Annotated in this window: 24 protein-coding genes and 1 pseudogene; 10 read left to right on the top strand and 15 right to left on the bottom strand. The window is 45.8% G+C overall.

Annotated elements, in window-relative coordinates; all coding sequences use genetic code 11:
- The first annotated feature begins 104 nt into the window (after positions 1–104).
- Complete coding sequence (locus AB4623_RS13570) at positions 105–713, top strand: TetR/AcrR family transcriptional regulator (protein ID WP_372135427.1); 609 nt, start codon at positions 105–107, stop codon at positions 711–713.
- Positions 714–836: 123 nt separating this feature from the next.
- Positions 837–1,331, top strand: a complete 495-nt coding sequence (locus tag AB4623_RS13565; RefSeq protein WP_017060208.1) for a peptidylprolyl isomerase — start codon at positions 837–839, stop codon at positions 1,329–1,331.
- Positions 1,332–1,461: 130 nt separating this feature from the next.
- Here AB4623_RS13565 and AB4623_RS13560 read toward each other — a convergent pair.
- The 5 genes and pseudogenes from AB4623_RS13560 to AB4623_RS13540 form a co-directional block, all read right to left on the bottom strand.
- Positions 1,462–1,578 (bottom strand): annotated as a pseudogene (locus AB4623_RS13560) (cytochrome c); the annotation flags it as partial.
- 42 nt (positions 1,579–1,620) lie between these two features.
- Positions 1,621–2,487, bottom strand: coding sequence for a DMT family transporter (locus AB4623_RS13555; RefSeq protein ID WP_017060207.1), 867 nt, complete (start codon positions 2,485–2,487; stop codon positions 1,621–1,623).
- Between the two features lie 110 nt (positions 2,488–2,597).
- Entirely contained in the window at positions 2,598–3,695 is a 1,098-nt protein-coding gene (locus AB4623_RS13550; RefSeq protein WP_017065285.1) for an alkene reductase, read from the bottom strand.
- A 14-nt stretch (positions 3,696–3,709) separates the two neighbouring features.
- Positions 3,710–4,087 carry a lactoylglutathione lyase gene (gene gloA, locus AB4623_RS13545; RefSeq protein WP_017066787.1) on the bottom strand — a complete coding sequence of 126 codons (378 nt, stop codon included), beginning with the start codon at positions 4,085–4,087 and terminating at the stop codon, positions 3,710–3,712.
- Between the two features lie 203 nt (positions 4,088–4,290).
- Complete coding sequence (locus AB4623_RS13540) at positions 4,291–5,226, bottom strand: LysR family transcriptional regulator (RefSeq protein WP_102394217.1); 936 nt, start codon at positions 5,224–5,226, stop codon at positions 4,291–4,293.
- A 773-nt stretch (positions 5,227–5,999) separates the two neighbouring features.
- Here AB4623_RS13540 and AB4623_RS13535 point away from each other — a divergent pair.
- The 4 genes from AB4623_RS13535 to AB4623_RS13520 all read left to right on the top strand — a co-directional run bounded on the left by AB4623_RS13535 (position 6,000) and on the right by AB4623_RS13520 (position 10,567).
- Positions 6,000–6,581: a magnesium transporter gene (locus AB4623_RS13535; RefSeq protein WP_372135428.1), complete on the top strand. Its 582-nt coding sequence runs from the start codon at positions 6,000–6,002 to the stop codon at positions 6,579–6,581.
- A complete protein-coding gene (locus AB4623_RS13530; protein WP_102485194.1) occupies positions 6,581–7,570 on the top strand; it encodes an efflux RND transporter periplasmic adaptor subunit in 990 nt (329 codons plus the stop codon). Before AB4623_RS13535 ends, AB4623_RS13530 begins: the two co-directional genes overlap by 1 nt.
- Positions 7,571–7,880: 310 nt before the next feature.
- A complete protein-coding gene (locus tag AB4623_RS13525; protein ID WP_372146649.1) occupies positions 7,881–9,857 on the top strand; it encodes an alkyl sulfatase dimerization domain-containing protein in 1,977 nt (658 codons plus the stop codon).
- Positions 9,858–10,078: 221 nt separating this feature from the next.
- On the top strand, positions 10,079–10,567 hold the full coding sequence (locus AB4623_RS13520; RefSeq protein ID WP_012604429.1) for a hypothetical protein: 489 nt from the start codon (positions 10,079–10,081) through the stop codon (positions 10,565–10,567).
- 77 nt (positions 10,568–10,644) lie between these two features.
- On the opposite strand, the gene cyoE is transcribed toward AB4623_RS13520, so the two are convergent.
- The 7 genes from cyoE to AB4623_RS13485 form a co-directional block, all read right to left on the bottom strand.
- Positions 10,645–11,517: a heme o synthase gene (gene cyoE / locus AB4623_RS13515; RefSeq protein ID WP_004736301.1), complete on the bottom strand. Its 873-nt coding sequence runs from the start codon at positions 11,515–11,517 to the stop codon at positions 10,645–10,647.
- An 8-nt stretch (positions 11,518–11,525) separates the two neighbouring features.
- On the bottom strand, positions 11,526–11,837 hold the full coding sequence (gene cyoD, locus AB4623_RS13510) for a cytochrome o ubiquinol oxidase subunit IV (protein WP_004736302.1): 312 nt from the start codon (positions 11,835–11,837) through the stop codon (positions 11,526–11,528).
- Positions 11,837–12,472 carry a cytochrome o ubiquinol oxidase subunit III gene (gene cyoC, locus AB4623_RS13505; RefSeq protein WP_081325115.1) on the bottom strand — a complete coding sequence of 212 codons (636 nt, stop codon included), beginning with the start codon at positions 12,470–12,472 and terminating at the stop codon, positions 11,837–11,839. Before cyoC ends, cyoD begins: the two co-directional genes overlap by 1 nt.
- Positions 12,444–14,519, bottom strand: coding sequence for a cytochrome o ubiquinol oxidase subunit I (cyoB, locus tag AB4623_RS13500; RefSeq protein ID WP_372146647.1), 2,076 nt, complete (start codon positions 14,517–14,519; stop codon positions 12,444–12,446). Before cyoB ends, cyoC begins: the two co-directional genes overlap by 29 nt.
- 5 nt (positions 14,520–14,524) lie before the next feature.
- The gene (gene cyoA / locus AB4623_RS13495) at positions 14,525–15,421 is read right to left on the bottom strand and encodes a ubiquinol oxidase subunit II (RefSeq protein WP_081326284.1); all 897 of its coding nucleotides are present in this window, start codon (positions 15,419–15,421) and stop codon (positions 14,525–14,527) included.
- A 749-nt stretch (positions 15,422–16,170) separates the two neighbouring features.
- On the bottom strand, positions 16,171–19,269 hold the full coding sequence (locus AB4623_RS13490) for an efflux RND transporter permease subunit (protein WP_372146645.1): 3,099 nt from the start codon (positions 19,267–19,269) through the stop codon (positions 16,171–16,173).
- Positions 19,270–19,277: 8 nt separating this feature from the next.
- Positions 19,278–20,399 (bottom strand): efflux RND transporter periplasmic adaptor subunit, encoded by a 1,122-nt coding sequence (locus AB4623_RS13485; RefSeq protein WP_372146643.1) that lies wholly within the window; start codon positions 20,397–20,399, stop codon positions 19,278–19,280.
- A gap of 235 nt (positions 20,400–20,634) precedes the next feature.
- On the opposite strand from AB4623_RS13485, the gene AB4623_RS13480 reads away from it, so the two are divergent.
- Positions 20,635–21,249: a TetR/AcrR family transcriptional regulator gene (locus tag AB4623_RS13480; RefSeq protein WP_372146641.1), complete on the top strand. Its 615-nt coding sequence runs from the start codon at positions 20,635–20,637 to the stop codon at positions 21,247–21,249.
- 43 nt (positions 21,250–21,292) lie between these two features.
- Here AB4623_RS13480 and AB4623_RS13475 read toward each other — a convergent pair whose 3' ends face one another.
- Positions 21,293–22,204: a LysR family transcriptional regulator gene (locus AB4623_RS13475; RefSeq protein WP_102548254.1), complete on the bottom strand. Its 912-nt coding sequence runs from the start codon at positions 22,202–22,204 to the stop codon at positions 21,293–21,295.
- A gap of 156 nt (positions 22,205–22,360) precedes the next feature.
- On the opposite strand from AB4623_RS13475, the gene AB4623_RS13470 reads away from it, so the two are divergent.
- Positions 22,361–22,666, top strand: a complete 306-nt coding sequence (locus tag AB4623_RS13470; RefSeq protein WP_102429136.1) for a monooxygenase — start codon at positions 22,361–22,363, stop codon at positions 22,664–22,666.
- 76 nt (positions 22,667–22,742) lie between these two features.
- Positions 22,743–23,117, top strand: coding sequence for a hypothetical protein (locus AB4623_RS13465; protein ID WP_065103881.1), 375 nt, complete (start codon positions 22,743–22,745; stop codon positions 23,115–23,117).
- Positions 23,118–23,210: 93 nt separating this feature from the next.
- On the opposite strand, the gene AB4623_RS13460 is transcribed toward AB4623_RS13465, so the two are convergent.
- Entirely contained in the window at positions 23,211–23,729 is a 519-nt protein-coding gene (locus AB4623_RS13460; protein WP_372117950.1) for a lipocalin family protein, read from the bottom strand.
- A 320-nt stretch (positions 23,730–24,049) separates the two neighbouring features.
- Between AB4623_RS13460 and AB4623_RS13455 the strand changes: the two genes are divergently transcribed.
- Complete coding sequence (locus AB4623_RS13455; RefSeq protein ID WP_372146639.1) at positions 24,050–25,798, top strand: amidohydrolase; 1,749 nt, start codon at positions 24,050–24,052, stop codon at positions 25,796–25,798.
- Positions 25,799–25,909: 111 nt separating this feature from the next.
- On the opposite strand, the gene AB4623_RS13450 is transcribed toward AB4623_RS13455, so the two are convergent.
- Positions 25,910–26,386 carry a hypothetical protein gene (locus AB4623_RS13450; protein WP_372099783.1) on the bottom strand — a complete coding sequence of 159 codons (477 nt, stop codon included), beginning with the start codon at positions 26,384–26,386 and terminating at the stop codon, positions 25,910–25,912.
- Between the last annotated feature and the right edge of the window lie 114 nt (positions 26,387–26,500).

The following is a 26,500-nucleotide window of genomic DNA, read 5'->3' as shown; positions in this document are numbered from 1 at the left end:
TCTCGACCGAATTACCAATACGCGGATTGGTGTTCTAAAAGTAAACTTACTGGTGTAAAATTAGCGTATGTAATGCTAACCGCGACATATTGAGTAGTATCCCGATGACTGTAAAAAAAACGCTGAGCCAAAGAAAACGTGAATCGATCGTTGCCGCTGCTATCGCAGAGTTTACTGAGCATGGCTACAAGGCCACCAGCATGGATAAAATATCGAGTCGCGCAGAAGTATCAAAGCGCACCGTATACAATCACTTTGCCAGCAAAGAACTGCTTTTAAATGAGATTCTAGACAGCATTTGGAGCAAAACTCTGGCCGCAACGCATTTCCCATATCAAGCAGAACTGCCACTTGAAGAACAGCTTTCCTCGATAGCCAATCAAGAGCTTGAGTTACTTGAGTCTGAAGGCTTCATCGACCTGTCACGCGTTTTGTTCTCAGAGTATTTCCATAACGCAGAACTGGCGCATCAAGCGATGGAAAAATATTCCCAAGCAGAAAGTGGACTTACAACCTGGATTAAAGCCGCGTTGGCAGACGGTCGTTTAGTAGAACTAGACCCACAATTCGCCTCCACGCAGTTCATTGGTCTGCTTAAGTCTTTTGCGTTTTGGCCGCAAATCATTGGTCATGTGCCGTCACCGGATGCTGCACACAAGCAAGTGCTCATTACTTCAAGTGTCGAGATGTTCCTTAAACAATATCAGGCGTAATTTTGGTGGTTGACGAGAATTCAACCACAATAAAACCATCACTGGTATCCGCTGTTATTTTCCCTATACTGCAACCCACTTTCGTCATTACGACTCAGTAAAACTTCAACTTTAGGTAACCCTATGATTACTTTCACCACCAACTTTGGCGATATCGAGATTGAACTGAACCTTGAAAAAGCGCCAGTAACGTCGAAAAACTTCCTTAAATACTGCCAAGACGGTTTCTACGAAGGCACGACATTTCACCGTGTTATTGAAGGTTTCATGATTCAAGGTGGTGGTCACACTATCGACATGACAGAAAAACCAACTCGTGCCCCAATCGTCAACGAAGCAAACCGTGGCTTGAAGAATGTGATTGGTTCTGTGGCAATGGCTCGGACTGATGCACCACATTCTGCAACGGCGCAGTTCTTCATCAACCTTGATGACAACGATTTCCTAGATCACACCTCAACAACCAATGCTGGCTGGGGTTACGCGGTATTCGGTAAGGTTTCAGCAGGTATGGATGTGGTAAACAAAATTGCGAAAGCACCAACAACCATTCGCTGGGGACACGAAGATGTGCCTTGCGAAGATATTGTGATTACAAAAGTCACTATTCGCGACTAATTCATTCACGTCCTTTCCCGCCCCTAGTGCATTCGAATTGATGGCATAAAGAAAAGAAGGCTGTGCGATAGGACTATGGTGGTAAGGGTTCGACTTTACCACCTGTATTCAAAGCTCGTTGTTAGAATAGTTACCAGCGAGAACGATAAGTACGGTGACACCCTTTGCACGTCTTATTCGCAGAATTTAACCCTTGCTCTGCACTCGACAAGTCTTGTTCAACACTCGCCTGATAAGGCTCAGAAAAGCACTTGAAAAACAACCCACACTCGGCCTTGCGCCGAGTGTTTTATTTTCGTCTCGACCATTTGATATAGCAAAATAGTGAAGCAATGATCACCGCCCCACCGAGCAGCTTCTGCATCTCTACACTTTCGCCAAGCACACTCACACTTAACAGCAGCGTCCACACAGGCTCAAGAATCATGATCAATGCCGCCACTTCCATGTTCACGGAGTGCTGACCGACCGTTTGTAGCAAGTAACGAATAGACGTTGCGATCACCGCAGAGACAATAAACCAGAAGACTAAGGTTTTGGTGATTTCGAACTCCGGCTGAGCTGTCATAGAAGCAAAGGCTAAACCACTCACACCCACCACAAACAGTTGCACACAGATTGATGCGATAGGCTTGATATTGGTAATCACACGCTTGTTCATCACAAAGTGAACAGACAACAACATCGATGCTAGTAAGAAATAAATCTGACTCTGCTCAACATGCCAGCCGTTACCCAAAGTCAGCAACAGCATGCCAATAATCGCGATCGGGAAAGACATCCAAAACGCGCGATTAGGCTTAACTCGAAACAAAATCCAAGACACAAACGGTGCAATGATCATGGCTAAGCTCATGATGAATGCACCTTCCGACAAGCTTTCAGTCACCGAAACTGCAAACACCCATACCTGCAATGAGGCAGACAACAACAAACCCACGCCGCAAAGAGACAGAATCTGCTTAAACGAAAGCTTACGAATATGGTGAATACAAAATGGCAGAAGAATAAGACTCGCGACGAGGAATCGCACACCAATGAACACTGGCCCAGGCATTTCTAATACCACCAGCTTAGATGCAATCCATCCCACCCCAGCTAGCAGGGTGGCAAATAGAAGGTAAAGCTCTCCGCGCATCGCTTTCACGTTCATCATTTTACTTAGTCCAATAACAAAAAAAGCAACCCGACTCTGCAAGGTTGCTTTTTATAAACATTCAACAGGATCGAGATACTATCTCAATACTCTGCTTCAGGCAGCTGTTTTTAGCCTGCGTATTCTGGGTAATCCGTTAAACCTTTTTCAGCACCACCGAACAATGTGTTTGGATCGTGCGCTGCAAGTGGGTAACCATTTTGAATACGAGCTGGTAAATCTGGGTTCGCAACGAATGGACGACCAAAACCAACCATGTCAGTTACGCCTTCAGCAACGGCTTTTTCGCCACGCTCGCTATCGTATTTACCCGCATAAATAAGGACACCCTCGTAGGCTTCACGAACTGCTGCTTTAAATGCTTTTGGCGTTTCAGGTGCATCGTCCCAATCAACTTCTGCAATGTGTAGGTAAACAATTTTGTATAGGTTAAGTAGTGCTGCCGCCGCTGTGTAAGTCTCTACTGGTGTAGCGTCAACCGTACCATTCAACGATGTGAACGGAGCAAGGCGTACACCAACACGGTCAGCACCAATCGCTTCAACCATAGCTTCAACCACTTCGCCTAGGAAACGTAAACGGTTTTCAATTGAACCACCGTATTCGTCAGTGCGGTTGTTTGCTTCAGAATCGATGAATTGGTTGATTAAGTAACCATTCGCTGCGTGAAGTTCGATACCATCAAAGCCTGCTTCAACCGCATTCAAAGCCGCTTGGCGATACTGTTCAACCACCTCTTTGATGTCTTGTTTCGTCATTTCACGAGGTTCAACCACATCAACAAAGCCCGGTTCATCAGTACCGTTATCGATGAATACCTTTACGTTTTGTGCTTTAAGTGCAGAAGACGAGATTGGCTGTTCACCACCAATGTTGTCTGGGTGTGTTACACGGCCTACATGCCAAAGTTGAGCGAAGATAACGCCCTCTTTTTCATGTACGGCATCAGTCACTTTTTTCCAACCAGCGATCTGCTCATCAGAATAGATACCCGGAGTCCAAGCATAGCCTTGACCCATAGGTGAAATTTGTGTGCCTTCAGCAATAATCAAACCTGCAGAAGCACGCTGAGCGTAGTAAGCCGCCATCATATCGTTTGCTGAATTACCAGGTTGCGTTGCGCGAGAACGCGTCATCGGTGGCATAACAATACGGTTTTTAAGCTCGATATTACCAAGTTGAATTGGTTGAAATAGTGCGTTTGTCATTGTTATATCCTCGATTAACCTAGTTGAATCAGTTCGATTTGGTAGCCGTCTGGGTCAGTAATAAAAGCGATATGAGTTGAGCCGCCTTTCACTGGACCCGCTTCGCGAGTGACGTTGCCACCTAGCGATTTGATTTTGTCACATGCTGCGTAAATATCTTCTACACCCAATGCCAGATGACCAAACGCGCTGCCCATCTCGTACTCATTCGTATCCCAGTTGTACGTTAGCTCGATAGTCGTGCCGCCTTGCTCATAGCCAACAAAAACCAATGTGTAGCGGTACTCTTTGTTTTCGTGGCGTTCAAGTTCCTTCATTCCCAATACCTTGGTGTAGAACTCGATAGACTTGTCTAAATCAGTAACTCGGATCATTGTGTGTAGGAATTTCATATTTCGCCCTTTTTAGCCCAGCAACCTGAGCCGATATAATCGTGAGTGGAGGTTACCCACTTCTTTGTTAGGGTTAATATACGAGCTGACAGCAAATAAATGAAATTATCATAAATTCTCATTGTGATAATTTTTTATTATAACTCACTTAATACAAGTGATTTGTTAAGAAGATATTTGGCAAACAAAAGATAGGGCGACGATCAGAAAGCGGAGCGCCAACTGTTTAGTGATTTAGACATGTCATTAGTCGTATTGATGATCTGCTCTCTCAACCACTTATGTGCCGGATCGGTGTTCTGTTTTTTCAACCAAATGAGGTAATGAGAGATAGGCTGATAATCGAAAGGCGGTTTGAACAACTGTAACCCAAGACGTTCCTGATACTGGATCGCCATAGAAAGCGGCACAACAGTGATGTAATCAGTCTGGCTACACAGCATTAGGTTACTGGCCATAGAGCTGCCGTGAATTACAATTTTACGCGAGGATAAGTCTAACGAAGTGTAGTGAGTCAAACTTCTTACTTGGCGACGTGTTCTGGCTAAAACCGCATGTTGCTCACTGAGATATTGCGCCTCGGTGATCTCACCTTTGATCCTAGGGTGCCCATTTCGGCAAACAATCACAAACTCACTGTCGTAGAGCTTTTCGCTCATCATGCTTGAATGCTCAGGCAACACAATGTCGATCATCAAATCAAACTTCTGAGTTAATAGATCCTCATGGACTTGATCATCACTATCTGGTTGGTCATACACCTCAAGAGATAAGCCTTGGTTAGATAACTGAGAAAATCGATCGAGCAACATCCACTTTAAATGTTCGGGAACCGAAGCCACAAACCTGCGCTCTGTACTCGCTTCATCAAACCCAGCCATACCTTGAAACACGCCGTTGAGCTCGTGTATTGGCGCTTTGATTTGCTCATACAAGCTTTGCGAGTAAGCAGTAGGCACAACCCCTCGCCCACTGCGCACAAACAACTCTTGGCCAATTTCATTTTTCAGTCGGCCGAGCGCAGTGCTGATCGTCGATTGATTGGTATTCAAATGATCGGCAGCCTTACTCAAACTGCCCTGCTCCATCACCGCTGAAAACACAGCCAATAAGTTAAAATTCGGAATGTCATTACTCATGATTCAGTGCTCATTTGGCGATAGATTTAATTATCTTATCGTAAAAGCGATAGAATGAAACAACGGATGCTCATTGAGAAAACAAAACTGAGAAGGAAGCATCATATGGTAAAGAGCAAAAATGTCAGAACAACTCACTCTTTCGAATAGCTGCCACATTCGCCAGATTGGAATCTAAATCTCTTCGCTGTGCCAGTAACGCTTAATCCACCCAAACTCACCCTAGACTGGTCGGAGTATTCAATATTTCCGTCCTGCCTTATTGATACTTTTATAGCCACTTCTATGATCCAGGCTAATTAAATAGACATATTTTATAAGCCGAGTTTGAGCCTGTTCAAATAAACCCACCTCACGTTTAAGCAACCACTCAATTCATCGTAATTACGATAATTCAATATCGCAATAATGCGTAGATAGCACCAGTTACACTTCCTATTATTTCGCCAACAAATCAATTCTTAACCTAAACAGAAAACCTAAAAATGTGTAGATGATGGTGTTGCACACATCACGGAAGACGGCCTTAAAACCCAATGCAGCAAACGAACCTATCAATGGTAGACGTTACTTAAGAATGATTTCGCCAGGTGTTTTTAACACTCTATTCGCGAGAATGCGTTGTCTACGTGGTCAAAGCGATTTTTAATTGTCATCTAGTACTTTTGACTCAGTAGGTCTATACGGTTACGTGAGTTCAACACCTCTTTCAGATGTCTTCTAAAAGTCTTGTACCAAGGCTGCACTTTCTCTCTCCTTATTTAGGTTGAGATATGAACTTTATAAAAATCGTTTTCCAGAAAATCTGGGCCATTGTGATGGTCTTGGTCAAATTCTGTCTGTTTATGGCAGTGATGTTTGCGGGAGCATGGGCTCTTGCACCATTAGGCACAATCCATTCTAAAGACATCGACATGTCTCAATTCAACAATCATCCCAATGAAATGATGATGAACTTCTTCCAGATGGAGTCCTTCTCTGGTTACTTGTTCTCAGTGACCATTGCTGTCGTATTAGCCGGTATTTACGGCATGTGGCAATTGCATGAACTGGGAGTGCATAAAGCAAAAGAGCACAAAAGCGCTCACGTACAGATCGTGTTTGCACTGTCACTTTGTGGACTGTTCATCAGCAAAACATTCTGGGTTATCGCCTTGGTCATCGCATTGGCGAACTGGAAACATATTGGTCAATCACTGAGTGATGTGATTCGCCGTGGTGTTCAGCCTAAACAAGATGCGACTAATGCAGCGACAGCCGCTGTCCACGTAACACCTGAACAATCGGTAACAGAGCCGTCTCAAACAAATCAGGTTCCAACAAAACCATCCCCTACAGAAAAAGAGGTCGCATAATGAAAGAGATGATGATTCCATACATCCTAATTGTATGGTCACTGTTTGCGACAGGTGCACTGAAGAAGAACTTCAAAAACTACACGTGGGCTGCCATTGGCGGCGTAACAATCCTTGCCGTATTAGCGGTTATCTCTCGCTTATGGGCACCGGTTGATTTAACCAACTCAACCACAGTGAAAGCACCACACGCGGTAATGTCACCTATCTTTGGTCAGCAGATCGACAAAGTGCTTGTTGAGCACAACCAAATGGTTAAAGAAGGCGACGTAATTTACACACTCGTCGACATCGATTCTGCCGCAGACAAAGCAAAGATCGAATCTTCAATTGTTCAGAAAGAAGAAGAAATCAAGCAAATGACTCGCGACTTAGAGCGCGCTGAAACGTCACCTGAAATCTTCAATATGCGTGACGTAGAAAAGTACGACTCAGACCTTCGAGTGCTGCACGCTCAACTTGTGTCGTTAAAAGCCGATCTACAAAAAGTAAATTGGGCGCAAGAGAAGAAAACCATTAGAGCTGAATTTGATGGTCAGGTATCGATAGTGAATATTGCTGAAGGTTCTGTCATGGGTAACATGCACCTCTACAACACCAGCAAAAAATTCCTTGAGATGCGTATTTCAGACCAAACTTACGGCTATGTTCAAGTAGGAGACTTCGCAGAGTTCTTCGTTGATGCCTACCCAGGGCATGTGTTCCGAGCAAAAGTACACAGCTTTAATGCAGGTACGGGGGAGTCAAGTATTTCTCCACTTCAGGGGCCACAAAGCGTCGGTCAACACGTGGTAAGAAACGGCAATGGTTTAGGTCGTACTATCGTACTTGAGATCATTGAACCAGAAGGTTACAACATCCCTATTGGTTCAACTGGCGCGGCTTGGATCTCAGCTGAGAAGCCACATCCGTTCTGGGGCTTCATCGATGTAATCGGTGCAGCAACGGTTCGCCTACAATCTTACAAGTCATACTTAGGTGCTTGGTAAACGATTAGCTCTTGATAAGCAATTAAATATTCAATGATTTGGCTGTTATTCACTCGTATCACAGCCACTCATGAACTAGCGACTAATTGTAAAACAAATGCCCTGAATTTCAGGGCATTTTTGTATCTGTTGCAAGCTCATTTACTAATTGATTTAGATCAAAATTAATCGCCAATACAATCGTTTATCAAACAAATCATCGAAAAAACGATAGATTGAAATATTATTAGCGCGTAGATAGCGACCTCCCCCACCTCTATCATTTGGCTCAAGAAATCCAATTCCTGTATCCAAATATAAGGTCACTACCATGACTAATACATTCAAAAAAATGGCGCTTCCTGTTGCTATTGCGAGCACTCTACTTGCTTCTGGTTTTGCATCTGCAACGCCAACTGTAGAAGCGACATCGAAAGTCGGCCAAGAACTTCAGACGGCAAATGCTGCGCAATACCAAAACATTGATCTTGATGCTCGCTACAAGAGCGAGGTTCTATTCGAACACAAATCAAACCTATTCTGGGGAAAAGGCGAACGTATTCAAGTTGTTTCTAAAACAGGCGATTCTCTAGCTTACACTGCTGAGTCTGACCATGTTCACCCAATCCTCACCAAGCATGGTCGTAAAATGGACCAAGCAATCATCAAAGTAGATGACAACGTATATCTTGGTTACGGTTTCGGTCTAGATACACCCGTCATGATTGAAGGTACGGACGGCATCATCATTGTTGATCCAGGCGAGTCGGTAGAAATGGCTCAATCGGTTAAAGAACAGTTCCGTCAAATCACCGACAAGCCGGTTAAAGCAATCATTTATTCTCACAACCACATCGACCACATCTCTGGTGTGCGTGCGTGGGTGACTGGCGAAGAAGTGGCATCAGGTGAAGTAAAAATCATCGCTGAAGAAGGCCTAACCGCTGCAGTGGCTAACTGGTATTCAAACCTAGGTACTCTATTTGGTCACCGTACTTCTTACACAGGTGCTAAGCACGTAGAAGAAGGCGAGCACGGCACAGTAAACGACGGCCTTGGTCCGCGCTTCATGCAAGGTGCTATCTCGTTCATCGAACCAAACCTGCTTGTACCAAGCCAAAGCCACATCGAAATCGAAATTTCTGGCGTGAAAATGCACATCGAGAACGTGCCATCTGAAACTAAAGATGAGTTAGTGGTTTACTTCCCAGACCAGAAAATCCTGCACGCGGCTGAAGTACTTCAAGGTGAGAACTTCCCTAACCTTCACACCATCCGTGGTACTAAATTCCGTGACCCATCAATGTGGTTCAAGGGCATCGACGTAATGCGTAAGTTCGACACTGAGATCATGATTAACTCTCACGGTCGTCCTGTTGAAGGTAAAGAAGCAGTAGCTGACGTACTAACGGCTTACCGTGATGCGATTCAATACACTCATGATCAAACTATCCGTTACATGAACAAAGGTATGAGGCCAGACGAGCTAGTTGAAGTAGTTAAACTTCCTAAGCACCTTGCAGAACACCCTTGGTTAGGTGAACACTACGGTACTGTTGCACACGCCGTGCGTCAGATTTACGTAGGTTACAACGGTTTCTTCGAAGCGGATCCATGGCAGCTAGAGCCAATGGCTTACGAGCAACGCGCTAAAGCATTCGTAGAGATCATGGGCGGTCGTGACAACATCCTTACGACTGCACAAGCAGCAATTAAGGCTGAGAACTACACATTTGCAGCAGAAATTCTTTCTTACCCAATCACGGTAAACAAGCAAGATATGGAAGCTCGTGAGATGAAAGCACAAGCTTACAAAGCATGGGCTGCAGACCAAGTGAACATCAACTGGCGTAACTGGGCGCTCAACGCGGCGGCTGAACTAGAAGGTACTCGTGATTTCTCTAACATGATCAGCTTCGCTTCTGTAGACGTACTAACTGCGCTACCAAGTAAGCAAATCTTCGATATGATGACGTCGACGCTAATCGCAGAAAACTCGTTAGACGTAAACATGATGCTAACGTACAACTTCTCTGATACTAACGAAGCATTCACTATCGAAATTCGTAACGGCATTGCTCAGTTACACGAAGAGGCAGTGAAAGGCGCAGACGTTCAAATCAACACCACTCGTGCAGTATTGAACCAAATCTTGATTGCGGGTCCAAACGCTCAACAAGTGATTGGTACCAACCTACAGTCTGGTGCATTCAAGTTCTCGAATGGCGACATCAAAGGCTTCGGTCAATTCATGAGCTACTTCGATAAGCCGATGACTCCAGAAGAGATCATGCTCATCGTTCGCTAATAGCGAGTTCGAACGGTCGCTCTTCGGCGATAGCTCTTCGATGATAGCTCTTCGACGATAGCGTGTTAGTAAACAATCACTAACACACTATCAACCAATACGCTGACCGCTTCACATGGACGACAAACAAATACAGGGACCCTTTGTGGTCCCTTTTTTTATCGTCAGGTTCGGCTTCTGCCGTCAGATTCTTAACCCTGTTATAGGTCTCGATAACCATTATGTTAAAACGATTTGCTCTGATTCTTTCGCTTACCTCTTCACTCACGTTTGCCTGTGGTCTTCACCAAGATACCGGATTTAGTTTGGTGACAGAGCCCGGTTCACTCGAGGTATTTGGTAACGTCATTACAGCCAGACAAGACGATGAATTCAACAACCTCAATAAGCCAGATCACTTTCGACTCTTTGCCATCAAGGCTGCGCTTGCGAAACCCCACCCAAGCAAAATTGAGTTCAACTTGTTCGAAGCAATCAAAGGTCATTACAGCCAAGTGAAACTTGAGAAGGGGGTCGATGTCTCAGGCAGAGATACTTTGCCTACCGAGGAAGATCTATTACTGATTACGGAACTCGATGTGTTCGATGCGTTGGCAACTGGCACCATCTCTTGGGATCACGCGACACTAAACGGCTTAGTGATCATCAACGGCCCACAAGATAAACGAGAGCAGCTTGAAGATTGGCTGAGTGATATTTTTGAAGGGTAATAGCTTAAAGCGGGACAGATAAAAAGTCGTCAAACCCTCGGACTTCAGAACATTGAGGGTTCAACGACAAACTTAAATCAAAAAAGCGTAGGCAACGGAATCAACTCCAGCCCCAGTACACCACTGATACTCATGACCACCAGCAGAGAGACCTTGAAGACCGTCTTTGACCACTGGATGTAGTTAAGGCAATCGACTTTGCGGAATGTCACTTTGGTCCACATAAAACAGACTGCTGCCGACACCGCTAGGTATTCATAACCTGCTTCCCCGAGTAGGAACAGCGCCAACGAGACTGCGCCAAACGCTACCACATAGGCTTTCATGTGCTGATGCGCTTTGTCGACGCCCTCTTTCACCGGTAACACAGGAATGCCTGCATCTCGATAATCTTGAAGGCGGAACATCGCGATCGCGTACGAGTGTGGCATTTGCCATAAACAGAACATCGCGAACAACAAAACCGCTTCCAAACTAATGTAATTCGTCACCGCCAAGTAACCCACCAATGGTGGAACTGCGCCCGAAATACTGCCGACTAAAGTGCCGTAAACCGATGTACGCTTGTACCACATGGTGTAGAAAAAGACGTAAAACACATAGCCAAGCAACACCATGACCGCAGAGATCGGATTAGCGAACTGAAACAGCAGCGCTGTGCCTGCTAGCAGTAAAACCAAGGCATAGACGAACGCGACGTCTGTATTGATGTTGCCCTGAACCAATTCTCGATTTTGTGTGCGCTTCATCTTCTGGTCGATGTCTCGATCAAAGATGTTGTTCACAACACAACCTGATGCAATCACAAGTCCCACACCCGCTAATGTTGTCAGTAACAACATCGCACTGGCTGGTTCTGTTTTTGCGGCGAGGAAGAACCCCGCCGCAACAGAAATCAGGTTGCCGAAAATGATGCCCGGTTTGGTGATAGACAGATATCTTTTCAGCATACCCTAGCCTACAACTTCATGTTGACGTTCATGTTGTAGATGATCCATACCGAGCCAGCGATAAGAATCAATACAACAATGGCGGTAAACATCAGTGACACCAAGTTCCAACGCCCATCGGAAGATTTCGCTTCCATATGTAAGAAGTACTTAAAGTGCACAAAAATTTGCACCAACGCGCAGCCGAACAAGATCACGTACGTTTCTGTGCTTGGTAACACATGCGCCCACACGATGTAGAACGGAATAATGGTGAGAATCAGTGACGCAATAAAGCCTTTCACATAATCCGTTGCACCACTGTCTAGATGCTGTTCCATTACATCACCCCCATTAAGTACACGATGGTAAATACACAAATCCAAACGATATCAAGGAAGTGCCAGAACAAGCTCAAGCACTGGAAGCGCATCGACATGTTGTCGTTCAAGCCTTTGGTTGAAAGTTGGTGGTACGCCACCGCCATCCAAATCAGGCCAAACGTTACGTGCAAACCGTGTGTGCCAACCAAGGTAAAGAACGCAGAAAGGAATGCACTTTCTTGAGGGCCATAACCTTCTGCAATCAAATGATGGAACTCATACACTTCCATACAGATAAAGGCTAAGCCCAATGCGAAAGTCACTTTGATCCAGCGCTTCAGTCCGGTCACGTCTTTGCGCTTCATCGCAATCATGCCAAAACCGAATGTGATACTACTGAACAGCAGCATCATGGTTTCGACAAACACGAACGGCAGTTCAAAGATGTCTTTACCTGTCGGCCCTGCAATTGATCCACTCTCAAGCACGGCATAAGTCGCGAAAAGCGTGGCAAACAGGACACAGTCACTCATCAAGTAAACCCAGAAGCCAAACAACTTGTTGCCCGCAGCTTCGTGGTGATGATCATGCGAATGTGCAAGATCATAAGTGTGTGACGGAGTATTAGCTTGCATACGTCGTCTCCAAGTCATCTTTATTGTCGTTATTACCACTGTCAGCGCTGTTACCACGACCAGAATGATCGCCTTTCACTGACTGTTTTTTCGCTTCTGCAAGCTGCGCACGTCGAGCCGCTTCAATCGCTTTGATCTCTTCAACTTCCACGTAGTAGTCCACATCGTCGTTGTAGCTGTGTTGAATACACGTCACCACGATGCCCACTAAGCTTGCAGCCGCTAGCCACCAGATGTACCAGATCATTGCGAAGCCAAATGCCAACGCCCATGCAGACACATAAATGCCTGTCGGTGTGTTCTTCGGCATGTGAATACGTTCGTATTCTTCTTCCTGAGTTGGATCAAACTCGCCACTTTGCTTTTGATACCAGAACGAATCGATCTCATCGCCCTTAGGCAGTTTTGCAAAGTTATAGAACGGCGGTGGTGAAGACGTTGCCCATTCAAAGGTACGTCCGCCCCACGGGTCACCGGTTAGATCTCGGTTTTGGTCTCGGTCACGAACACTCACGTAAATCTGAACGAACTGACACACCACACCCATCGCAATCACGCCCGTACCTGCAGCCGCAACCGCCAGTAGTGGGAAGAACTCAGGGTTAATGTCTTGGCTCAAACGACGCGTCATGCCCATAAAGCCCAGAGCGTAAAGCGGCAAGAACGCCATCAAGAAACCGATGATCCAGCAGTAGAATGCGCGTTTGCCCCAAAGCTCGTTCAGAGTGAAACCGGTCGCTTTCGGGAACCAGTAACCAATCGCAGCAAAACAACCGAAGACAACACCACCGATGATTACGTTGTGGAAGTGAGCAATCAGGAATACCGAGTTATGCAGAATGAAATCTGCCCCCGGAACTGCCATCAATACGCCCGTCATACCACCCACGGTAAAGGTGATTAGGAAGCCCACTGTCCACATCATTGGTGTGGTGAAGCGGATACGACCTTTGTACATGGTAAATAGCCAGTTGAAGATCTTAACCCCGGTTGGGATAGAGATAATCATGGTCGCGATGCCAAAGAAGGCATTCACATTGGCGCCAGAACCCATGGTGAAGAAGTGATGCAGCCAAACCACAAACGCTAAAATAGTGATCGCCACTGTTGCCCATACCAGTGAGGTATAACCAAACAGTTTTTTGCGAGAGAAGGTTGCAGTCACTTCAGAGAACACACCGAAGATAGGCAAAATTAGGATGTACACCTCAGGGTGTCCCCATGCCCAAATCAGGTTCACATACATCATCACGTTGCCACCAAGGTCATTGGTGAAAAAGTGCGTGCCGATGTATCTATCCAAAGTCAGTAACGCGATGGTTACCGTTAGGATTGGGAAAGAGATGATGATCAGGATGTTGGCACACAGAGACGCCCACGTGAATACTGGCATCTTCATCATTGGCATAGACGGAGTACGCATGCGCAAAATGGTCGCAAAGAAGTTCACACCCGTTAGCGTAGTACCCACTCCGGATATTTGCAGCGCCCATATCCAATAATCGACCCCGACTCCCGGGCTCGCCTCAATACCAGACAGCGGCGGATACGCCAACCAACCCGTACGGCCAAACTCACCTAAGCCAAGCGACATGTTGGTTAGGATAATACCCACCACAAATAGCCAGAAGCTCAAGTTATTCAGATAAGGGAATGCAACATCACGAGCACCGATTTGCAACGGCACGATGATGTTCATCAAACCGATAACCAAAGGCATCGCTACGAAGAAAATCATGATCACGCCGTGAGCCGTGAAGATCTGGTCGTAGTGATGTGGCGGCAAATAGCCCGTTTCACCGGCTGCAGAAAGCAATTGCTGGCTACGCATCATGACCGCATCAGCAAAGCCACGAACTAACATCACCATCGCAACAGCAATGTACATGAAGCCCAATTTTTTGTGGTCTACAGACGTAAACCATTCATTCCAAAGGTATTGCCACTTACCGGCTTTGGTTACCGCGTACACCACTAAGCTGCCCACTAAAGCGATCATGGTTAACGTGACCAAAATAATGGGTTCGTGGTAGGGAATTGAGTCTAGAGTTAATCTTCCAAACATGACGATTATCCTTGGGTTTCCGGCAAACAGTTCATTGAACCAGGGTGCTGGGTCACGACATCGGTGAATAAAAATGGTGGGATACTGGAGAACAGAGTGACGGGTTCAGCCACACTTGGCGCAGCCAATGAACGGAACTGCTCCCAATCTTCAATGCGATCAGGGCTTGCTTTCACTTTTTCCACCCAGTTTAGAAATGCCACTTGATCAGGCATGGCTGATGCAGTGAATTTCATCTGTGAGAAACCTTTGCCACTGTAGTTCGATGCAAAGCCTTTGAAGTCACCTTCGTGGTTTGCAATCAAATTCAGCTTGGTCACCATTCCCGGCATCGCGTAGATCTGCGAACCAAGACGCGGGATAAAGAACGCGTTCATGATGTTGTCTGAAGTTAGCTTAAACGTCACCGGTACATCTTTCGGGAACGCAACATAGTTAACCGTCGCAATGTTTTGCTCCGGATAGATGAACAGCCACTTCCAGTCCAGAGAGACCACTTCGATCACCATAGGTTGCACATCACTTTCCAGAGGCTTTGATGGCTCTAATTCGTGTGTTGTTCGCCAAGTGATGGTGGCTAGAATCGCGATGATGATGATTGGAATCGTCCATACCACCACTTCAATCTTGGTTGAGTGTGCCCAGTCAGGTGCATACTCTTCCGTGGTATTGCTCTCGCGGTATCGGTAAGCAAAGTAGATGGTCATCAGAATCACTGGGATGACGACAATCAACATCAGCAACAGAGCCGTGATAATCAGCTCTTTTTCCTGAACGCCAACGCTACCTTTTGGGTCGAGCAATGCGGAGTTACATCCTTCGAGCATCAGAACGGTTCCCAGCAAACCAATCTTCGACAAATTTGTCCTCGATAAAATGCGTTTATATCTTGAAGCTTCCATTAACTTTCTCGATGGTTATCCAGCCTCAGAACGAACGTCTGAGTACTGGTTGTCATGATCATTAGAATATTTATGTGTTGAGCATGTGAAACGCCGCATCTCAAAAAGCAATGCAATAAGGTTCGTTACTGCCGGGTTAAAACCACACAGAAAACATGACTTAATTGTTACACTTTGAAATACATTGTTACATTCGGCGCATTATGAAGAGTTGAAATTGAAAGCTCACCAAACAAACTTGGAAACTAACCTTCCATTTATGAAGACGAAAACTAAGAAGCAGTAAGCGATTAAGACACACATCAATAGCGTGCTACACAGATGGAGCCAGTACTGACAAGGGATTTAGAAAAAGTAGATAAACACTCGCTCACCACCAAAGCTCGGGGCAAGTTCAAGGTACATTAGAAAGAGCGAATAAATAGAAGTGTGACGCCCGTCAAAATTGTGAATTCACATACCATTTACAAGGTATTCACTGGTTAGATTATTCAAAACACCCACTCATTCACCAACAAGATAATCAAGCATTCATCTATGCACTAATGTGACGAATTGAAAGAATATAATGACTAACAGAAAGGATAATTTGACTAATTGAGGGCGTAATAGCGGTGAAAAGCACAACAAAAAGGTAGGAATTGGGATGAATTTATCGAGAATAACCACACCATAATCGAGCCAGATACGGCTCGATTATGGGCAATTAAAGAGTAGCCAAATTGAAGAGACGTTAAATTGAAAAACAGTTATGCCGCTTGAGTAGTCATGGATTTTCGCTGATTTCGAGTCATCAAATGATAAACCACAGGTACAAAGTAGAACGAGATAAGCGTGGTTAATACCGTTCCGCCAACAATCGCGACCGCGAACGGAGGCCAGAAACCACCGCCAGCGATGATCAATGGCATAAAGCCGCCAACAGTCGTTATCGTGGTTGAGCTGATATGGCGAGTACACGACATCACAGCTTCAACGACTGCATCTACATTCCCGGAGGAAGCCTCTTTATCGAGTTTCAATTCGGTCAAAATCACAATGGCCGCGTTAATCGCTAAGCCCGCAATCCCAAGCATCGCGATAATCACCGTAAAGCCGAACGGATAACCGAAGATCCATACCGACAACAGCCCTAGTCCACCAGCCAACCCTGCTACCATGAAGATGATGCTGCTCATTCGGAACGAGTTGAATGACATCACCACCACCAGCACCATCAATACCACCACGACTGCGACATTCGAGATGAGGCTGTTGACTGAATTGTCTCGCTCCGCTGATTCGCCACCAAAACCAATGGTGTAACCCGATGGCATCTCATAGCTTGCTAAGCGTTTTTGGAATTCATTAAGTACGGTTTGAGGTAAGACACCCGCTTCAATGTAACCCTCGATGGTATTCACACGCTGCCCGTTACGACGAGTAATCGCACCGCGACTGGTCGTCAATTCCAGTTCTGCCAGCGTCGAAACATTGATCCCTGTTGAGTAGACATCAGAACTGATTGGCAGACGAATATTGCTTAAGTGAACCAAGTTTTCACGCGCCTCATCTGCCACACGAACACGGATTGGTACCGACTCACTGCCTTCAATCACAGAGCCACTTTCACGACCTGTCAGAGTAGTTTGCAGCATACCTGCGAACTGGTTCAATGAAATACCATTCAGCTTTGCGGTGTCTTCATCAACCTTCAACCACACCTTCGGAGTACCTGGTTGCAGGGTTTCCCTTGTGTGCGTCACATGAGGAACACCCGCCAAAATTAGACGAACATCTTCACCAATCGCTTTTAACGTGTCGAGGTTTTCACCATACACTCGCAGTTCAACGGGCGCGGTAAATGGAGGCCCTTGGTTAAGCTTACGTACCAAGATTTGTGCTTCCGGCACCTCTTCATCCAACACCTTTTGCAACTGTGGAATTAGCGTATTGGCTTGGTCAAAGTTCTCTGTTTTCACCATGGCTTGCGAGAAGTATGGCGCATTATTTTGCCTTGCTTGCAGGTTGTAATAGAAGGATGGGAAGTTTGCACCCACGAGCCAATCGATACGCTCCACTTCAGGGTAACGATGAATGATATCGTCGATTTTTTCAGAGGTGTTTTTAGTGGCATAAATGCTCGCTTGCGGCGGCATGTACACCTGGATCTCAAACATGTCTCGGTCTGATGGCGGGAAGAATTGCTCAGTCAGCTGAGACATACTCCAGTAACCGGTAAACGGAACCAACAACACCAAAGCAATCGTGATAATTGGATGCGTGACACCAAAGCGGACAGAAGACGAGAACCAGCGCGTCAAAGCCGGGATTCTTAAGCCGGTCATGTACCAATGGTGCTGTCCTTTCTTGTCGACATCACTGAGTTGTTTCGGCAGTAGCTTAGTCGCTAAGCCTGCGATTAAGGTGTGCGAGATGATGTAAGAGCCGATCAATGAGAAAGAAACGGTAATCGCAATACCACCGACGAACTCACCCGATGCACCCGGCATCAAGATAATCGGGGCAAACGCCAACACGGTAGTTAAAGTTGAGCCTAATAACGGCACCCATAAATGCTTCAATGCATTCATGGTCGCTTCTGCTCGTTGTTGCCCTTTCAAACGATAAGCTTGAATGGTATCGACCATCACCACCGCGTTATCAACCATGATCCCGAGCGCCACAATTAGGCCTGTCACCGACATTTGGTTAATCGGCACACCGGTCATTTTCATGATCGACAAGGTCAATAATGAGGTTAACGGCAGAGAAATGGCGACTAAGATCGCGGCACGCACGCCTAAAGTGACAAACAGCACAATCAAAATCAGACCGAAACCGATCATCAAGCTTTTGCCTAAATCGTCTAAGCGAGTCTCGGTATAACCTTGCTGATTAAAGAGCACGGTCACCTTAACGTTACTTGGTAACTCTTGCTCAAATTTACCAATCAGAGCATTAGCTCGCGACGTCCAGTTATCAACTCGCAGATCAGGGTGCATTCTTGCCGCGACAATCACACCCGGCTCACCATCAACAATAGCAATCTGGTCTTGTGGGGTTTTCTCACCACGTTTCACCGAAGCAATGTCTTCCATACGGATGATGTGACCTTTGCTATCAGTGGCTATTGGCACTTGCTTAATGCGTTCAATGGAATCAAGTTCAGATTTAATTTCTAAGCCAAAGCGAGAATAAGCACTGACCAGTTCACCCGCCGAGTTCTTGGCGTCTGCCCCTTCGAGCGATTCAGCGATATTGGCGCTTGAACGCCCTAGAGCAGCGGCATCGGCCGTACGTAAACTGATTTGAATCTCTTCTTGCGGCATCCCGTATTCATCAACGAATTCAGTACCCGACAAAGTTCTTAGTCGCTTGGCGAGCTCTTTGGCATAACGGCCCAGCGTTAACCTATCAGGCTCGCCTGCACCAGACCAAGTTAGAGATGCGATGGTCGTGAAAGCATAGGTATGGTCGCTATCGAGATCAGGCGATTGAGCACCCGCAGGCAAAATGGATTCGATATCAGATAACTTGTCGCGAGCTTGGGACCAAACTGGCTCAGGCTCGGTGATGGTGTCATTCAATTCTAAGGTGACAATAGACACGCCCGGTCTTGAGGTTGAGCTCACGAGTTTAACTTCACTCAGCTCGCGCAGCTTGTTCTCGATAACTTCTGTTACCAAGGTTTCAACACGCTCGGCACTGGCTCCGGGGAAACTGGTAGTAATGTTCGCGTAACGGTTGATGATTACTGGGTCTTCTGCACGTGGCAACGTCATGAACGCAGAAATACCACTCACCATCAGCAGTGCGGTCATCAAGATAAGCAGTCGAGTGTTGGAAATAGTCTCTATTATTTTCATACTATTACCTACTCAGCCGCACTGACTGGTTTCACGATTTGGCCCGGAACTAAGCGATGTAAACCACTGGCGATGACCTGTTCACCGTCTTCAATCGCCCCACTCACGTACGCTTGTTGATTGTTGGCAAACAACACCTGAACACTTCTACGTTCAACCTTATTGTCTTCACCAATCACAAAGATGTTCCACACACCGCGCAATCCATCAATCAAACTCGTTAATGGCACCCAGTAACCTGAGTCATCAATCTGCTCATCAAATTTAAGGTAGGCAAGTTGCCCTTCCAATACCGATGATTGTTCAGGGAATAGGTAACGCAAACCGACACTGCGAGATTGGGTGTCGACCATTGCGCCGGGATTCAATAGCTCCACGGCATAATCTGTTCTCCCAACTCGGATGTTAGGCGAAGAAAGTGAGGTGACTTTTTGCATTTGGTGAGCAGGAATACCGATGAAGGCCTCTTTGCCCTCAGAAGCGAGCAGTGTAAGAGTTGGATTACCCACATTCACCACATCTCCGAGCGAAACAAAGCGCGTCGCGATGGTTCCAGAATAAGGCGCAAGCACTGTCGACTTCACCAATTTCAGTTCGTTGCCTTTTACCGATGCATCGATGCGCAACAAGTTCGCCTGCAATACGCGTTGCTCACTGGTGAGAGAATCAATCTCCGCTTCGGCACTGAAGCCTTTCGCTTTCAATGAACGTTGACGTTTAAGGTTCGCTGCCACCAAACTCAATTGAGCTTTGACTTCTTCAGCCTGCGCTTTCAGTTGGCTAGACTCGGTTTCCAAAAGTTGGGTATCCAATCGGATCAACGGCTGACCTGTTGTGACTGTGTCACCGACATCCACCAGAATCTCATTGACCTTACCCGCCAATTCAAAACCCAAATTCGCCTGCTGCCCGGCCTTTACCACACCGACATATTCACGCTGTACCGCATACGATGGAGAGCGTTCCAAAGCGACAGTTTCTACTGTTAAGACTGTCGACGCTGCACTATTCGATTCCACTGCAGCATTATCTGCATCGGATGCTGTCTCGGCTTGTGTATTTTCACCACACCCGACAAGAAGAGTCGAAAACGCCACTGCTACTGCGCTTCCCTTCATCAATTTATACATACTTCCTGTTCCTATGCGGTACTCATCATGTTCTTTTTTTAGACTAACCAAACCAAACTAGACTATCTAGTTTGATTATGTTAAAAATAAGTTTCATGGTTAATGATTGATAAAAGCATCACAAAAAGCATAATGCTTAGCGCCAAATGAGATACCTATTACTGAGTATCAATAGGCACTAAGCAAAGAGACAAGCTAGGTAACGACCCAACACCAAGTAACGAGAAGCAAGCACGTGACAAAAATCATCAAGAGTGAACAGAAGAGATCGCAGATTTTAACCGCAGCAAGTAAGCTTTTCTCTGAATATGGCTTCAAGATCAATATGGATCAAATAGCCAAAGCAGCGAACGTTTCCAAGCAAACGGTCTACTCTCACTTTAAAAACAAAGACGAGCTTTTCGAAACCTGCATGCAAACCAAGTGTGCCGAGCGTGAACTCAGCCCTTCTGCTTTTGATATGAATGCCACTTTGGAAGAAGAGTTAGTGAAGTTTGGTGTGAAGTTTCAAGATTTGTTACTTGATGAGCAGTCCAGACAGACCTTTCAAAATGCTGTGAGCCAATCCAACACGCACCCAGAGATCGCCTCTATCTATTTAGAAACTGGGCCTCAGAAAACCACCAAATTACTTGCTGATTATTTGCAGTCGAAAATAGACTCTGGTGATCTCACACTGTCGACATCAAGCTCACCAGTCATTGCAGCACGCCAACTGTTGCTGATGTTTCACGGCAAATCGGCGTATTGGTCATTCTTCGGTCACGATAGCGGAGAATCCGAAGAAGAAAGGCTTCACTACACTCGCGAATGTGTCGCGCTGTTCTTAAACGGCAATCAGCCTCGTTAATCGTTCGAGGCCTCTAGTTAATCGTTCAAGGTTCATGTCGCCGTTAGCTCGCATTTGAAACTGACTCAAGAAGTAACTCATAGAAACGTTTAGCAGCAGGGCCTGTCTTGGCTCCTTTTGGTAAAGTCAGGTGCAGCGGAACGTGATACCCACTGCCATTTTCGACATTCAACACAGTGAGCTTGTCGCTACCTCGACTTTCAACAATGTGCTTTGGTAGTCGACAATACCCGACTCCCTGCTCTACCGCGCCAAACGCATGGTCGAAATTATCCACCGTAATACGCTGACTCGACTTCAACCAACCCACATCCTGTTTGTTCCCTTGGCTTTTAGTGCCTTGATTAGATCGTGTACCTAAATCTCGCACCACAATTTGTGGCAAAGACGACAGTTGATTCAACGACAGTGAAACGGCACTTGCTAACGGATGTGAGCTAGCAACTACTGGCTCCATCATCGTAAAACCAAACGCTTCGGCTGAGTAATTAGTAATAGGCAAGTTGATGATAGCCACATCAGCCAGTTCTTGAGTCACCATTTCCGTTGTTTTAGACAGTGACGTTTCAATCACTTGTATCGATGTGGTGTTGTTCTCCGCCAAAAATGCCGCCATCGGTTGATAAAGGCGTTCAAGGCAGCACAAATGATCCACGGCGACCACGATTTCAGATTCGACGCCTTTCGCCAGCTGTTCACTGATCAACTCTAGCTCGCGAGCTTGTTCCAACATACTGCTTGCACGGCGCAACAGTGATTTACCATCCTCCGACAAGACCGCCCTACGACCTTCAACCTGCACTAAAGTCACGCCTAATTGGTCCTCCAATTTTCTCAGCGCATAGATCAGCGTGGTGTGGCTCTTGTTCAATTGCACTGCCGCCGCCTGAATGCTGCCTGCACGGTCAATTTCGTAAAGCGTTTGCCATTGGTCGAGGGTGGTTTTCAATCTCATCGGTCTAAAATCCTGATAGTTATTAACTATATTATGAACTTTTCTGTCTGTTTTTTACAGGTAATATCTATTCCAACAGGCAATCAAGCCCCCTACGTTTTGCGAAATGACCATGAGTCTCAGCGCAATACCAAGTAACTGTTTGGAGAAATAACCATGAAATTATTACAAGTCGATTTTGAATTTTCAGGCCCATTTGGTGAAGAGATGTCGAGCGCGCTAGTTGACCTAGCAAAATCTATTAACAACGAACCGGGTATGATCTGGAAAATCTGGACAGAAAACGAAGCTGAAAAACTGGGCGGTGGTGTCTATCTTTTTGAAGACCAACTCAGTGCAGAGACGTACCTAGCGATGCATAGCGCTCGCCTTAAACAGATGGGTGTCGACGAAGTACGTGGTGTAATTTTCGACGTGAACCAGCCTTTAACTACCATTAACAAAGGCCCAATCAACGACTAGTTAATTCGCTGAATGAAAACAAAGCGATTGGAATGAATAAAGAATTAGCGAAAGGCACGAGATAGAGAGATAACAAATGAACAATAAAACGTTTTTAAGCCTACACGGCATCATTTACGCAGGGTTTGCTTTGGCGTTGTTTTTCCTACCAACGGTCATGTGGCCTATGTACGGCGTAGAAATTAATGATAAGTACGCTTATTTTCTCTCTCAGCACACCAGTATCTTCCTTGGTGGTATTGCCGCGATAAGTTGGTTATTGCGAGACATTGAGCCCGGAGTCAGTGCCAAAAAGCTCGTACAAGGTTTGGTTGTGACCAACATGCTGGGTGCCATCATCACCTTGTATGCCGCGTTTACAGGCATTTTTGTTGGTTTTGGTTGGAGTGACCCTGCGTTCTTCCTATCACTATCGATACTCAGCGTGTTGCAGGTTCGTCGACAAGGCTAGTTCATACAAAACCAAACCAATAAAAAAGGAACAGATGCACTCATCATCTGTTCCTTTTTCTCAATCAACTGTCGTTAACCTAGCGCGCTCAGCTTATTTGCTGTGCTCAACGTAAATCAATTCATCAGTATTGAAGCCACGCTCTTTCGACATGGCTTTAAACTTCTCCATCACTTCTGGTGCGACTTCAGGCGTTCTTGCGAGTAGCCATAAGTAATCAGTGTCGGGCCCAGAAACAAACGCGTATTGGTAGCCCTCTTTGTCTAATTCAAACACGACATAAGCGCCGTAGAAAGGGCCAAAGAAAGACACTTTCAAATAGCCTTGTTCAGAGCCCTCAACGAAGTACGCTTTTCCTTCCGCTTCGTTCCACTCACCTTCTTCCGCCGAATAACCACGGTTAATCACCTTCACGCCGCCATCATCACGAAGGCTGTATTCAGCGCTGATGTTGTCTAAGCCACGCTCAAACGAGTGATCCAAACGAGCCACTTCGTACCATTTCCCTAGGTATCGTTCCAACTCAAACTGTTGAACAGGCTTTACCGTTTCGGGCATGCCAACACAACCACCCAATAAGATCACGCTAAGCAGCAATAATATTTTTTTCATCCTAACCTCGACTTGTTTTTATTAGTAATGCGAGTAAGTCTCTTGAAAACATAAACTTACATCCTTGGTAATACGTTAAATCCATTTTTATAGCTCACTTAACTGTAATTTATTCAGAACCTTATGTGAATTGTTTAGTCTGCGAATGGATTCGCAATCCTTTATTGACGAGCTGTATTCCCACAACCACCTCAAAAGGCACTGGAATTACATTCAAACAAGAGAGCAACCAAGGACACTTTATTATTAAAAATTCACGATATGATTCTGGCCACTCGCTTTCTATACTTACTAAACAGTGGAACATGGAAGACATAATAATGAATAACAAGCTCACTCTGTCACGCACTGCATGGATAGCATTACTCGCAAGCTTATCGGCCGTAGCGCCGGTGCTTGCACAAGCCAACACTATTGTTCAAACACAAACAGCAGTTCAAGCGCAAACAACTGTTAAAAGCCAAAGTGCTGACCAAATTTTTACCAATGCAGATATATATGGGCATCGCGAGTCAGACTCGATCGTTACCCACAAAGGCAAGATCATCTTTATCGGTAACCAATCACAGGCGCAAACTTTTCAAGGGCAAAGCACTGATGTCATTGATCTAGACAATGCCTTTGTCTTGCCGGGGTTCATTGACAACCATAACCATGTGTTTGAAGCCGCCTCAGAGCTGGGTGGCAATTGTGAACTCGACTCTGAAGCAACGTTAGAAGAGCAAATTCCCTACTTAGAAGCGTGTAAGATCAATGCTGATACCGATGGCAGAGGTTGGCTAATGGGTTATGGTTTTTCTTTAGAAGCGACGCTCGATAGCGACTCTGACTACACGCCACTAGAGATCATCGACAGTATCTTCCCGGATCGCCCTGTGGTGATCATGGAGCAGACATCACACTCAATGTGGGTCAACTCCAAAGCACTAAAAATCGCCCGAATCAGCCAACAATCTCCGGATCCACAAGGTGGCGCTTATTTAAAAGATCCTGATAGCAGCAAGCTCAATGGCATCTTGCTAGACAATGCTGGCGATCAAGTGATGGAGATGGCGTGGAACAGCCAAAGCGAACTGTTTGAGCAAAGCTACCAAGGGTTAATGTTCGGGCTTGAGGAAGCAGCAGCCCACGGCATCACCACCATTGGTGACGGTCGCATGTATTGGAAACGAGGTTGGTATGACGTTTGGTTAGAGGCCGAGCAAAATCAAGACTTAACGGCGCGTGTGTCGCTGCGCCCTTGGGTGTATCCATCGATGGCGATACCTTCTCAATTAGAAGTCTTTGAGAAGATGTATTCCGACGATAAAAGCCGTCTGTTACTTGTCGATCAGGTGAAAATGTACAGCGACGGCATCTTTATCAATGGCACCGCCAAAACGCTCGCACCCTACTTAGATACCTATCTACCCCTGTCTCCTAATGGCTTGAACTATATTCCGCCAGAACAAATGAAAGAGTGGCTAACTGCGCTCGAAAAAATAGGGTTTAGCGCCCACATTCATGCCATTGGTGATGGCGCGGTTCGTGAATCTCTTGATGCAATAGAAAGTATTCGCAAACAAGGCTCAACCAAACCCTACACCCTAACCCATGTCGAATTAATCAATGATGAAGATGTGCCACGCTTTCGCCAATTAGACGTAACCGCAGATTTCCAAGTCGGCTCTGATTACGTTGCAAGGCATCAACACCAATGGGCCGAAGCTTTCCTTGGTGCTCGCCGAGCTAAAGCTATGATGAACTTAGACGCAATACTCAAGACCGACGCGAATATCACCTTAAGCAGTGATTGGAACGTACACGACATCAACCCTTTAGTCGGCATCGCGAATAGCCTAATCATGGGTAAAACAGGCCTAACTGATATCTACACGGCTATCGACGCTTACACGATTAATGCCGCTTCTAGCTTGGGCATCGACGACATCACTGGATCTATTGAGGTAGGAAAATCAGCGGACTTCGCCATTCTCGACCGAGACATCACGACCATATCGGCAAGACAAATAGCCAAAACTCAGGTGTTGATGACGGTGTTGCGCGGGGGGGTGGTTTACGAAAAATAGAACCAACAAGCACGTCGAATTGGTTATCGCAACGAAAACGAAAACGAAAACGAAAACGAGCCAGCTTAATCAGCTAGCTCGTCTGTTATTCACATATGTATTTTAGTTCTGTTACGCGTTGGTCTCTTTTAGTGCTTTCTCATTTGATTCTTGCTTTTCATCCAGAGCAAAGTAGATCTTCGATACAATCACTTCAGCAACCAGAATCGTAAATACCACAGCGAAGAAAGCTACCACGCCACCCCAAGGGCCTGTGAAGCTCACCTTGTCACCGAACATGAGGTTTATCGCTTCTAGCATGACGAATTTTGAGCCCACCAAGATGATATAAGTGGTGATTGCTCGGTAAACCTTAGGCGCGGTGCCCGGCTTGCTTTTGAAGTGCTCGGCAATCTTGTGCTCTAAACCAATAGAGAGCTTCAACAACAACGCCGCAATCAAAGAGATAGTGAAAGACTCAATGTTGACGAAGTCCCAGTACTCATCGAAGAAGTTAAGTACGACCAAGTCCACCAGCACGGCTAACGTGTAACCTACGAATAGACGTTGTGGTGTGTTGAACCCGTAAACTTTGTCTGATTTAATCATTCTGTCTCTCTCTAATTTGATAAGTAGCCTTGATTTGAAATACATCTTAGCGTTCGAATCGAAGCAAAACTTACCATTTCATGACACTACTCAAAATCATTCACAACACAAATG

The sequence above is a fragment of the Vibrio sp. 10N.222.52.C12 genome, assembly GCF_041474215.1.
Classification (GTDB): Bacteria; Pseudomonadota; Gammaproteobacteria; order Enterobacterales; family Vibrionaceae; genus Vibrio; species Vibrio crassostreae_C.
This window is presented reverse-complemented; position numbering and strand designations above follow the sequence as displayed.

What these genes read in the sequence shown, in the direction of transcription:
- AB4623_RS13550 (WP_017065285.1), bottom strand. Translation starts at nt 3,695, where the DNA reads ATGACAAACGCACTATTTCAACCAATTCAACTTGGTAATATCGAGCTT.
- AB4623_RS13470 (WP_102429136.1), top strand. Translation starts at nt 22,361, where the DNA reads ATGAAATTATTACAAGTCGATTTTGAATTTTCAGGCCCATTTGGTGAA.
- AB4623_RS13485 (WP_372146643.1), bottom strand. Translation starts at nt 20,399, where the DNA reads ATGTATAAATTGATGAAGGGAAGCGCAGTAGCAGTGGCGTTTTCGACT.
- AB4623_RS13455 (WP_372146639.1), top strand. Translation starts at nt 24,050, where the DNA reads ATGAATAACAAGCTCACTCTGTCACGCACTGCATGGATAGCATTACTC.
- AB4623_RS13535 (WP_372135428.1), top strand. Translation starts at nt 6,000, where the DNA reads ATGAACTTTATAAAAATCGTTTTCCAGAAAATCTGGGCCATTGTGATG.
- AB4623_RS13520 (WP_012604429.1), top strand. Translation starts at nt 10,079, where the DNA reads ATGTTAAAACGATTTGCTCTGATTCTTTCGCTTACCTCTTCACTCACG.
- AB4623_RS13460 (WP_372117950.1), bottom strand. Translation starts at nt 23,729, where the DNA reads ATGAAAAAAATATTATTGCTGCTTAGCGTGATCTTATTGGGTGGTTGT.
- AB4623_RS13525 (WP_372146649.1), top strand. Translation starts at nt 7,881, where the DNA reads ATGACTAATACATTCAAAAAAATGGCGCTTCCTGTTGCTATTGCGAGC.
- AB4623_RS13570 (WP_372135427.1), top strand. Translation starts at nt 105, where the DNA reads ATGACTGTAAAAAAAACGCTGAGCCAAAGAAAACGTGAATCGATCGTT.
- cyoC (WP_081325115.1), bottom strand. Translation starts at nt 12,472, where the DNA reads ATGACTTGGAGACGACGTATGCAAGCTAATACTCCGTCACACACTTAT.
- cyoB (WP_372146647.1), bottom strand. Translation starts at nt 14,519, where the DNA reads ATGTTTGGAAGATTAACTCTAGACTCAATTCCCTACCACGAACCCATT.
- AB4623_RS13555 (WP_017060207.1), bottom strand. Translation starts at nt 2,487, where the DNA reads ATGATGAACGTGAAAGCGATGCGCGGAGAGCTTTACCTTCTATTTGCC.
- gloA (WP_017066787.1), bottom strand. Translation starts at nt 4,087, where the DNA reads ATGAAATTCCTACACACAATGATCCGAGTTACTGATTTAGACAAGTCT.
- AB4623_RS13530 (WP_102485194.1), top strand. Translation starts at nt 6,581, where the DNA reads ATGAAAGAGATGATGATTCCATACATCCTAATTGTATGGTCACTGTTT.
- cyoE (WP_004736301.1), bottom strand. Translation starts at nt 11,517, where the DNA reads ATGCTGAAAAGATATCTGTCTATCACCAAACCGGGCATCATTTTCGGC.
- AB4623_RS13475 (WP_102548254.1), bottom strand. Translation starts at nt 22,204, where the DNA reads ATGAGATTGAAAACCACCCTCGACCAATGGCAAACGCTTTACGAAATT.
- AB4623_RS13540 (WP_102394217.1), bottom strand. Translation starts at nt 5,226, where the DNA reads ATGAGTAATGACATTCCGAATTTTAACTTATTGGCTGTGTTTTCAGCG.
- AB4623_RS13450 (WP_372099783.1), bottom strand. Translation starts at nt 26,386, where the DNA reads ATGATTAAATCAGACAAAGTTTACGGGTTCAACACACCACAACGTCTA.
- AB4623_RS13565 (WP_017060208.1), top strand. Translation starts at nt 837, where the DNA reads ATGATTACTTTCACCACCAACTTTGGCGATATCGAGATTGAACTGAAC.
- AB4623_RS13490 (WP_372146645.1), bottom strand. Translation starts at nt 19,269, where the DNA reads ATGAAAATAATAGAGACTATTTCCAACACTCGACTGCTTATCTTGATG.
- cyoA (WP_081326284.1), bottom strand. Translation starts at nt 15,421, where the DNA reads ATGGAAGCTTCAAGATATAAACGCATTTTATCGAGGACAAATTTGTCG.
- AB4623_RS13465 (WP_065103881.1), top strand. Translation starts at nt 22,743, where the DNA reads ATGAACAATAAAACGTTTTTAAGCCTACACGGCATCATTTACGCAGGG.
- cyoD (WP_004736302.1), bottom strand. Translation starts at nt 11,837, where the DNA reads ATGGAACAGCATCTAGACAGTGGTGCAACGGATTATGTGAAAGGCTTT.